The 10118-nt window shown below is 61.2% G+C and carries 9 protein-coding genes and 1 pseudogene; 4 read left to right on the top strand and 6 right to left on the bottom strand.

Annotation, left to right across the window (positions count from 1 at the left end; genetic code table 11):
* Positions 1-58: 58 nt before the first annotated feature.
* The 5 genes and pseudogenes from ACMGE0_RS31915 to ACMGE0_RS31895 form a co-directional block, all read right to left on the bottom strand.
* Positions 59-481 (bottom strand): annotated as a pseudogene (locus tag ACMGE0_RS31915) (urease accessory protein UreD); the annotation flags it as partial.
* A 121-nt stretch (positions 482-602) separates the two neighbouring features.
* Complete coding sequence (locus ACMGE0_RS31910; protein WP_436819891.1) at positions 603-1121, bottom strand: YqhA family protein; 519 nt, start codon at positions 1119-1121, stop codon at positions 603-605.
* A gap of 63 nt (positions 1122-1184) precedes the next feature.
* The gene (locus ACMGE0_RS31905) at positions 1185-1865 is read right to left on the bottom strand and encodes an urease accessory protein UreF (RefSeq protein WP_436819890.1); all 681 of its coding nucleotides are present in this window, start codon (positions 1863-1865) and stop codon (positions 1185-1187) included.
* An 87-nt stretch (positions 1866-1952) separates the two neighbouring features.
* On the bottom strand, positions 1953-2531 hold the full coding sequence (locus tag ACMGE0_RS31900) for a HupE/UreJ family protein (protein ID WP_436819889.1): 579 nt from the start codon (positions 2529-2531) through the stop codon (positions 1953-1955).
* Positions 2532-2649: 118 nt separating this feature from the next.
* On the bottom strand, positions 2650-4086 hold the full coding sequence (locus ACMGE0_RS31895) for a GntP family permease (RefSeq protein WP_436819888.1): 1437 nt from the start codon (positions 4084-4086) through the stop codon (positions 2650-2652).
* A 463-nt stretch (positions 4087-4549) separates the two neighbouring features.
* Between ACMGE0_RS31895 and ACMGE0_RS31890 the strand changes: the two genes are divergently transcribed.
* From ACMGE0_RS31890 to ACMGE0_RS31875, 4 genes are all read left to right on the top strand, one after another.
* A complete protein-coding gene (locus ACMGE0_RS31890; RefSeq protein ID WP_436819887.1) occupies positions 4550-5980 on the top strand; it encodes a basic amino acid/polyamine antiporter in 1431 nt (476 codons plus the stop codon).
* A gap of 232 nt (positions 5981-6212) precedes the next feature.
* Complete coding sequence (locus ACMGE0_RS31885) at positions 6213-7646, top strand: basic amino acid/polyamine antiporter (RefSeq protein WP_436819886.1); 1434 nt, start codon at positions 6213-6215, stop codon at positions 7644-7646.
* A 19-nt stretch (positions 7647-7665) separates the two neighbouring features.
* The gene (locus ACMGE0_RS31880; protein WP_436819885.1) at positions 7666-8910 is read left to right on the top strand and encodes an arginine deiminase; all 1245 of its coding nucleotides are present in this window, start codon (positions 7666-7668) and stop codon (positions 8908-8910) included.
* Complete coding sequence (locus ACMGE0_RS31875; RefSeq protein WP_436819884.1) at positions 8877-9269, top strand: type 2 periplasmic-binding domain-containing protein; 393 nt, start codon at positions 8877-8879, stop codon at positions 9267-9269. The genes ACMGE0_RS31880 and ACMGE0_RS31875 overlap by 34 nt, the downstream gene beginning before the upstream one ends.
* 332 nt (positions 9270-9601) lie before the next feature.
* Here the strand turns inward: ACMGE0_RS31875 and ACMGE0_RS31870 are convergent, their stop codons facing one another.
* Positions 9602-10015: a cyclophilin-like fold protein gene (locus ACMGE0_RS31870; RefSeq protein WP_436819892.1), complete on the bottom strand. Its 414-nt coding sequence runs from the start codon at positions 10013-10015 to the stop codon at positions 9602-9604.
* Positions 10016-10118 lie beyond the last annotated feature (103 nt).

The raw sequence follows: 10118 nt of genomic DNA, 5'->3' as shown, positions 1-10118 counted from the left end.
TCCTCTCAGCCTGCATCTTGAATCACATTCGACATCAAAAGGGAATCCGCGATTCAAACAAAATCATAAACGCTCTATAAGCGGCGTCCTCGCCGAGCGCGACGCGCGTGCTGATCGAGGCATCGGCGCCCTCGAAGAGGATCGTTTCCTGCGGAAGATTCTCGCAAGTCCCGCCGGCGCCGACATCGATCTGGGTACGCTGCACACTGGTGCCGCTTTCGCTGCGGTAGAACTTCGTCGCGCCGGGTGTCGTAAGGACGGCGCGCGCCAGCGGCGCGAGATGGCAGGTGATGTCGAGTATGTCGCCACCGGCGACGCCGCCGGGTGGATGCAGGAGATAGACATGCGCGGAGCCGTCGTCTTCGGGATGAAAGGCGCGCTGTACCGCAAGCGGCCCAAAGTGACGCCGGCGCATCAGTCGCGTCTTCCCCTGGGAGGTCGCAAACCACAGTTCAAGCTCGGCATGCCAGCCACCTGCCATTGGCGAAAATCCCTTCCGATCCGTCCTTCTCGACGGCCTTTGCAATTCAAGTGCGCCTCTCGCTCCCCGGAGCGAACGGCTTTTTGAGCTTGCAACTGGCGGGGGCGGCGCGGCCGACCCGTCAGACCAGCTTCTTCGTTTGATCGTCGCTTCTGTCGCGGCGCACCTCCTCCGACAGATGATGCGAGCTTGCGGTCAGCTTCATCGCACCCGCCAAGAGGAGCGCGGATATCGGCAGCACGAGAGCTTCCCATTCGAGCGCCGTCTGCATCTCGCCCACCTGGGCCGCGAAATGGACGACCAGGTAAAGGATGATCATCTGGAAGAAGAGGTTCTTCAGTTCCGCGATGGTATCGATGATCATCCACTGCGGCAGCCTCGATCGCTGTGCCGCGGGAATGTCGAGGGCAAAGCCGAGGGCGATGCCGCAGCCGACAACCATGAGGACGATGCCCAGCAGGACCTTGTCGGTGGCGCGCAGGACCGAAACGATGACCGAGATATCCGGATCGAGTCGGGCCATCTCGAAGCTCTGCCAGAGCATCAGGATCGCCTCCCAGAACATCAGGAAAGCGCCGAAAAGCACGCCGGCTGCGGCAAAGAGGAGAACGTACCGAAGGCCGCGAAACAAGGAAACCAAATCATAACCCTCCCTGACTGTCGAAGGTTTGGTGCCGATCCACTTACTCGCCCAAGAATGAGCCTACGAACGGAACAGTCGACTGTACTGCGTCTCGTGCCAGGCGCTGGCCATCGCCATGACCGGTGCGGCATTGCCGATCTCGTCGTCTCCAATGGATTCGGCTCTGACGGCTGAGCGCTCGATGACGTCCTCCGCTGCGATGAGAAGCCGCTGGCCGGCGGTATGTCCCAGCGGCACCAGCCGGATCGCGGCGGACACCTGCCCCTCGATGGCGCTCCATAGCAGTCCGCGCAGCGCATCGGACGTCGCGATATTCCAATGGGCGGCGGCGACGGCAAATGCGGCTGGGTAGCTCAGCCTTCTATCTTCGAACGATCGGGCGGAGGACACGTCGAGGTCCTGGAGAACCCGCAACAGCGATTCCCCCATTTGCTTGTCCTCCAGCTCGATCTCGCGGCTTTCCCGCGCGGCCGACAGCCATGCATCAGCCTTCAGAAATGCTGCTCGGTCACCCGCATCGAGCGCCTGCATCATGCGCCAGAACAGGGCCGCATCGCAGACGGCGTAGCTGTGCTCGATGAGGCCGAATATCCAGGTGGATGCAGTGGCCTCGTCGCGAACAATCCCGTCATGGACCGCCCATTCGAGGCCGCGGGAGTACGAAAAGGCACCAACCGGCTGGCTCGGACTCACGAGCCGCAGAAGCTGGATGGGCAGGCTGCCGGGCGCTCGTTCGCACATCACGTATCTTCTCCAAGGCAGTTGACCCGAAGCCGGACAAGAGAGGCGGCTTCGGGCTCAGATACACCGAAAAACTTACCCGCCAACTCAGCTCGCGAGCAGGAGGACGCCGCTGAGCGCGGTGGCACCGCCAGCGATCCGCAAGCCGGTAGAGCCATGCATCAAGCGACCCGCTCCGAGGGCAAGACCGATGCCCGCTGCGTGAAGGAGGATTGTCGCAAGCGCAAAACCCGCACCGAAAGAAACTGCGCTGTCACCGGCCATTTCAGCACCGTGCGCATGCCCATGAAAAAAGGCGAACACGCCGACAATCGCTGCTGCGGCCCCAGCCGGAACAGGCCGAGCGATGGCGACCAGAAGGCCGATGACAACGATCGAAGCAAGGATTGCCGGCTCTACGAGCGGCACGGACAGACCGGCGAGCGCTGCGACAAAGCCGAGAAGCATCACGCCGACAAAGGTCGCCGGAACGGCGATGAGCGCGCGTCCCCCGAGCGTCGCCGCCCATAGGCCGACCGCGACCATCGCAAGAACATGGTCGGGCCCCGAAAGCGGGTGCAGGAACCCCGCCATGAAGGAGCCGTTTTCGGCATGACCGACATGCGCAAAGGCCGGCGTGCTCATCACCAGCAACGGTGCAAGGGTCAGAACGGACAATTTTTTCATCGTACCACCTCCGTAGTGTTGATCGAATTACGAGCGGTCGAAAGCCGACGGACACTTTCCGGTTTCCGGCAGCCCGCCGTTGCACACCCAATCCAGTGTCGTCTCCCGCTCGCCGCGGTCAGAACGAACCGAACATCGACCCCAGCGCGAAAACCGCGACCAGGGAGATGATGACGCTGACGATGACCGTCATCACCATGTCGAAATAGCTTCCGGCATGCGTCTGTTTGCTGATCTGGAGGAGCAGGAGTACCGTGCCGTTGTGCGGCAGGGCATCGAGTGTGCCGGCGCTGATCGTCGTCAGGCGATGCATCAGCGCAGGATCGATCCCGTACTGCGCAGCAAGACTCATGTACTCGGCGCCGAGCGCGTTGAGCGCGATCGCCATGCCCCCCGAAGCGGTGCCCGTGAGGGCGGCCAGTGCGTTCATCGCGACGACCAGCGAGACGAGAGGGCCACCCGGCATCTGCAGCACTGCATCCCGGACGACGTTGAAGGCCGGCATTGCCGCGACGACCGCACCGAAGCCAACGAGGCTTGCCACAGTCAGGATCGGCAGGACCGCCGAATTGGCGCCTGCATCAAGGCTTTCGCGCAGCTTCCCGAGTCGCCCGTAGTTGACGCCGATGACGGTGACGATCGCCGCTGCCAGGGCAATCAGAACCGCCCAGACGCCGACCGTCGAGCTTATGTTGATGCCAAGCGTAGCTTCGGCGAGGGAAAAATCGATCCGGGGCAGCACCACCAGCGCCATGAGAAAGTTGACGGCGATGACGACGATCAGCGGCAGGACTGCAAACAGAAAGGGCGGACCGCTGTGGCTGCGTTCGCCATGGGTCAGTTCATTCGGGTCGAAGTCGCCGGAGGTCGTCGCCTGCTCGCGCACCTTTTCGCTGATGACGACGGCCGCACCGTCGTCCGTGTACCCTTCCCCGGCAGCGCGCGCCTTCGCCTCGATGCGCGCCAGCCACCACATGCCGAAAGCGAAGGTGATGATCGAAGCGATAATGCCGAGCCCCGGGGCGGCGAAGGTCGTCGTGCCGAAGTACGGCATCGGGATGGCATTGTTGGTCGAGGGTGTCCCCGGCATAGCCGACATGGTGAAGGTGAAGGCGCCAAGACCGATCGCAGCGGGCATCAGCCGCGCCGGAATGTTCGCCGCGCGGAACATTTCGCGGGCCATGGGCACCAGCACGAAAAATGCGACGAAGACGCTGACGCCGCCATAGGTGACAACGGCGGAGGCAAGAACCACCGACAGCATGGTCCGCTTGACGCCGAGCCGTTCCGTCAGGTAGCGGGCGATCGAGGTGATCGAACCGCTGTCATCCATCATCTTGCCGAAGATGCCGCCCAGCAGGAACATCGGGAACCACTGCGCGACGAAACGCGCCGTGCCGTTCATGAAGGTCGAGGTCCAATGCGGCAGAAGCGGCTCACCGGAGATGCTGGCGGCGATAAGGGCCGCCGCTGGCGCGAGCAGCAGCACGCTCCAGCCGCGATAAGCGAACCACATCAGCAGACCGAGCGCCAGCAGTATTCCAAACAGCCCCATGCCCCGCCCTTTTTGATCCGTTCAGCCGAGGTGCTTACAGCTCCGCCACGGGATATCGAGCACCCCGCCCGAGAGAGGACAGCAGCAAGTTGCGCCAGGCCAGCCTCACGATTTTCATGGACCACACCTGGCGATTAGTCGACCGACCGCGCGCGCAAACTCTTCGGCAAGAGCAAGAAATGGACGCCATGCTCATTTCTGGGATTCCGCAACACCAGTCTCAAGATAAGGTGCTGAGCCAGCTCGCCAGATGGTATGCGAACGTCGCCTCGACCACCCTGCGCCAGCGCGTGTCTCTGCAGCCGTGCCGACGGCAGAGACCCAGTATTCGCGTCGAGCGAGGCGCGCCGGCGGTGATGTTAGGACGCCAGGCATGCTGCCGGGATTTTCGGCTGATCACAATTACGGGAAGCTCCGGCTAGAATGAGGGTAACACAACAACCCGTTTCATGGTGCGATTTTGATGGCTTCGGAGACTTCCGGAAAATTCTCGCTCTGGACGCTAACGGGAATGGTGGTCGGGTCGATGGTCGGCGCCGGCATCTTTTCCTTGCCGCAAGCCTTCGGGCGGGCAACAGGGCCTTTCGGTGCCGTGATTGCGTGGGCGATCGCCGGGTTCGGCATGCTGATGCTCGCCTTCGTCTTTCAGTCGCTGTCAGCGCGCAGGCCAGACCTCGATGCCGGAATCTACGCCTATGCCAAGGCCGGCTTCGGCAACTATCCCGGCTTTCTGTCGGCACTGGGCTACTGGTCCGCGGCGCTGCTCGGAAACGTTTCCTATTTCGTTCTCATCAAATCGACCCTTGGCCTGTTCTTTCCGGTCTTCGGCGACGGCAACACGGTGCTCGCAGTCGCAACGTCTTCGATCCTTCTATGGTGCATGCATTTCCTGATCCTGCGCGGGATCAGGCAGGCAGCGTTCATTAACACCATCGTCACCGTCGCCAAGATCATCCCGATCCTTCTCTTCGTCGTTCTCGTGGCCTTCGGTTTCAAGGCCGACCTGTTCTCGATGGACTTCTGGGGCGGCAGCGAGGTCGCATTTGGCGACATCGCGGGCCAGGTTCGTGCGACCATGCTGGTTACGGTATTCGTCTTTGTTGGCATCGAAGGCGCCAGCGTTTACTCGCGCTACGCCAGAAACCGCGCGGACATCGGCATCGCCACACTCGTCGGCTTCCTCGGAGTTCTCGCCCTGATGGTGCTGGTGACACTCCTGTCCTACGGCGCGCTGTCGCGGCCGGAGCTTGCCGCACTGCGCAATCCATCGATGGCAGGAGTGCTCGAAGCCGTTGTCGGCCATTGGGGTGCGGTGTTCGTCAGCGCCGGCCTGGTCGTATCCGTCGCTGGCGCCTACCTTTCTTGGGTTCTACTCGCCGCCGAGATTCTCTATTCCGCGTCGAAATATGGGACCATGCCGCGCTTCCTCGCCCATGAAAACGGCAACGGCGTGCCGTCCCGTGCCCTGTGGCTCACCAACACCGTGGTTCAGCTGTTCCTGATTCTCACCCTCTTCACGCAATATGCGTTTCAGCTGGCGCTCGAACTGACCAGCTCGATGATCCTGATTCCGTATTTCCTCGTTGCCGCCTATGGGCTCAAGCTCGCATTGGGCGGAGACACTTATGACCGTGATCCGGCAGGGCGCCGCGGCGACCTTTTGCGCACCGCTGTCGCCGTCATCTACACGGCCGGGCTGATCTATGCCGCCGGGGCTCAGCACCTGCTTCTAACGACCGTCATTTATGGGCCGGGGACGATCCTCTATCTCATGGCCCGGCGCGAACAAGGCAAGTCCGCGTTCACCCCGGCCGAGCTGTGGCTGTTCCTCATCGCCGCTACCGGCGCATGCATTGCGGTCTACCTGCTCGCAACGGGCGTCATCACCGTTTGATCCGGACGGCTGGGCAGTGCGGTTGCCGCTGCGCCCGATCGCCCGCAAGCATACTGGAACCGTCAGGAGGGCTTCACCTTTTCGCTCGGCCGCGACGAATTCCGGACGCACACCATAGTTTTGGGATTCCGTGCTGATCACAGCGATTGTTGTTCCGCATTATAGTTCATTTCAACGGTCGGCATTTCGAATGGGAAACATCACGCCAATTGAATGACTTATTGGGGGAAAGATGGCTTCGGAAACGACACAGAAATTTTCGCTCTTCGCTTTGACCGCCATGGTCGTCGGATCAATGGTCGGCGCCGGCATATTCAATCTTCCCGCTCGCTTCGGTGCTGCCACCGGCCCGTTTGGAGCCATGATTGCCTGGGCAATCGCGGGAACGGGCATGTACATGCTGGCGCGCGTGTTTCAGGCGCTGGCAGAAAAGCGCCCGGACATAGATTCGGGCGTTTTCGCCTACGCAAAGGCCGGCTTCGGCAACTATATGGGCTTCCTGTCTGCCTTTGGATATTGGCTCGGCAGTTGCCTCGGAAACGTGTTCTACTGGGTGCTGATCGGCTCGACGCTAGGGCGCTTTTTTCCTGACATCTTCGGCGACGGAAGCAGCGCCACGGCGATCATCGTATCGCTGATCGGCATCTGGGCATTTCATTTCATGATCCTTCGCGGCGTCGAGCAGGCCGCGTTCATCAACACCATCGTCACTATCGCGAAGATCGTTCCGATTCTCGTCTTCATCCTGGCCCTGATCTTTGCCTTCAACTACGCACAGTTCTCCGAAAACTTCTTCGGTGGCGTAGACATGCCGGCAAAACCGCTGATCACCCAGGTGCGCGATACCATGCTGATCACGGTATTCGTCTTCCTCGGTATCGAGGGAGCAAGCGTCTATTCGCGCTTTGCCAAGAAGCGCTCTGACGTCGGCACTGCGACGATCCTGGGCTTCGTCGGCGTTACCGGCCTGATGGTGGCAGTCACGTTGCTGCCCTACGCAGCGCTGCCGCAATCAGCGATCGCTGGCGTCCAGCAACCTTCGCTCGCCAGCGTCCTGGAATTGGTCGTCGGCCATTGGGGCGCCGTGTTTATCTCCATCGGCGTCCTGGTTTCTGTGCTGGGCGCCTACCTTGCCTGGTCCCTGATCTGCGCCGAAGTGCTTTTCGCAGCGGCCAAATCGGACGACATGCCGAAGCTCTTCGCCGCACAGAACGACAACCGCGTGCCTGCGAATGCCTTGTGGCTTACGAACATCGTCGTGTCGTTGTTCGTCATCTCGACCTACTGGTCGCGCGACGCCTTCAACTTCATGCTGGATATGACGAGCGTCACCGCGCTGTTGCCCTATCTGCTCGTCGCCGGCTACGGAATCCTGCTGGCGCGCAGTGGTGTGGGCTACGAGAACACGCCAAACGTACGCGGGCGTGACCAGCTCTTCGCCTGGATCGCGGCCATATACACGATCTTCATGTTCGTCGCCGCTGGGCTCAAATACGTCCTGCTCGTCGCCGTCCTCTTCGTGCCCGGTACCATTCTCTACTTCTGGGCGCGGCGCGAGCAGAACCTGCAGGTGTTCACCCCCATCGAACTCATCATCTTCGCAGTTACGACAATCGCCGGTCTAATCGGGGTGTACGGCCTGGTGACCGGCCTCATCACCCATTGAACGGAAAGGCAGAAGAGTTATGGCACAAGACATCTCATTCGGCGTCCATTCCGAAGTCGGCCAACTACGCAAGGTCATGGTCTGCGCACCCGGCCGCGCCCACCAGCGCCTTACGCCGAGCAACTGCGATGCGTTGCTTTTCGACGACGTCCTCTGGGTCGACAACGCCAAGCGCGATCACTTCGACTTCATGACCAAGATGCGCGACCGCGGCGTCGAAGTTCTGGAAATGCACAACCTGCTGGCCGAGACGGTCGCTATCCCCGAGGCGAAGAAGTGGATCCTCGACAACCAGGTCGTGCCCAATCAGATCGGTTTGGGTCTTCTCGACGAGGTACGATCCTACCTCGAAGGCCTGTCGAACCGCGAACTTGCCGAAACGCTGATCGGCGGGCTGTCGACCTTCGAGTTCCCGGAGGCTATCGGCGGCGAACAACTGGCGCTGATCCGCGATGCGGCCGGCGTCAACGAATACCTGCTGCCGCCGCTGCCGAATACGCTCTACACCCGCGATACCACCTGTTGGATCTATGGCGGAGTGACACTCAATTCCCTTTATTGGCCGGCCCGGCGTGAGGAAACCATCCTCACCACATCGATCTATACGTTCCATCCCGACTTCGCCGGCAAGGTCAATGTCTGGTGGGGGAACCCGATCGAGGACTGGGGCCTCGCCACGTTCGAGGGCGGCGACGTTATGCCCATCGGCAAGGGGAACGTGCTGGTCGGCATGAGCGAGCGCACCTCGCGTCAGGCGATCAGCCAGGTCGCAGCCGCCCTGTTCGAGAAGGGCGGCGCCGAACGCGTCATTGTCGCCGCGATGCCCAAGCTGCGTGCCGCCATGCATCTTGACACGGTCTTCACGTTCGCCGACCGCGACTGCGTGCTGCTCTATCCCGACATCGTCAACGGCATCGACGCCTTTTCATACCGGCCGGACGGCAAAGGTGGCGTGGAATTGCACAAGGACAAGGGAACCTTCGTCGAGACGGTACGCGACGCGCTTGGCCTCAAGAAGATGCGGGTCGTCGAAACCGGCGGCAATGACTATATGCGCGAGCGAACCCAATGGGACAGCGGCGCCAACCTCGTCTGCGCCTCGCCCGGCGTCGTTTTCGCCTACGACCGCAATACCTACACCAACACTTTGCTACGAAAGGAAGGCATCGAGGTCGTTACCATTACGGGAGCCGAGTTAGGCCGAGGCCGAGGCGGTGGACACTGCATGACTTGCCCGATCATTCGCGATGCGGTCGACTATTAATCCAGGGAAGGCTGCCGCCGAACAAGGAGATCGAGGAAGAGCTCGTCGCGGTCACCGAGTACCGGGATAAGCCGGCGGGTACGGTTCGGCTGACGGCGATGGACTATGCGATCGACGACATCATCTGGCCCAAGCTTTCGAAGGCGCTCAAGGACTACCCGGACATCAACGTCGAGATTGTGACGAGCTACGGCTTCACCGACATCGTCGCCGAACGCTTCGATGCAGGCATCAGGATGGGCGAGTCCGTCACCGCCGGGATGTCGAGGCACGAGTGTCGCCGGACATCGCCTATGCGGTTGCGGCGTCGCCGGAGTACTTCCTGGACCGGCAGAAACCCTTGGTTCCGCAGGATCTGACCGCTCACAAGTGCATCAACCTGCGACTGCCAAGTCACGGTGGAAACTACGTCTGGGAATTCGAGTCCCCCGAGTCCTTCTGAATTATCTAGGAGTCGCGGCATCAGCGCGCAGTGTTTCCGCGTCAACCGGCAGCCTGCCTGCGACGAAAGCAACGAGATCATCGCGAATGCTGTAGGCAACAACGCCATCTGCTCCCGTTGGGCGGACGTCCTTCGTCGGCGCAGTTCTCGGATATGACCCGCAGTAACCTTTGAATATCTTGTGACGCGTTCCCGCATCCCGCCGAGGCGAGCGCGGCCGGATGGCTGAACGAGGTCCCATAACGCGTGCTACGGGCCAGCAACCTTGGCCTGGAGCGGGAACTTGCCTCTGGTCAGCAGCGGCTTGATTCCGTCGTCCAGCCTACCAAGGCGAACGAGACCTTGCGAGTAGTGATAGTCCGCATGGAAGAACGCCAGGTTGCCCCAGGGAGCGAAATAACAAAGGTCGCCCACCGCCTCGTCACCGAAAGGCTCGTTCCCACTGGCTGTCAGCTTGCGGGGAAGATAGGCGATCTTCTCATTCGTCGAGTAGTCCTCAATCGTCAGATCGAGAGGGAGCATCGAGGCAAGCTCACGGGCAGCGGGACTGTCGTAAAGGCTCGCCGTGAACTTCTGGTCGGAGAACGAGAATTCGATCCTCATCGCTAGCCCTCCCGGTGTGTTCGTTGCCTGAAGCGTCTCGCCGAACACATGGGCCGGCATGCATCCGGCCAAGGCCATTGCGATGAAACGTCTTCGAGGCAAATCCAAATACATGATTGATCTCCGTCGATCCCCGAGCTTCTATCAGAACGGACACTTATGG

It is taken from the genome of Neorhizobium descurainiae (assembly GCF_051400715.1).
Lineage (GTDB): Bacteria > Pseudomonadota > Alphaproteobacteria > Rhizobiales > Rhizobiaceae > Neorhizobium.
The sequence above is the reverse complement of the archived record's forward strand: the minus strand, read 5'-3'. Positions and strand labels throughout refer to the sequence as shown.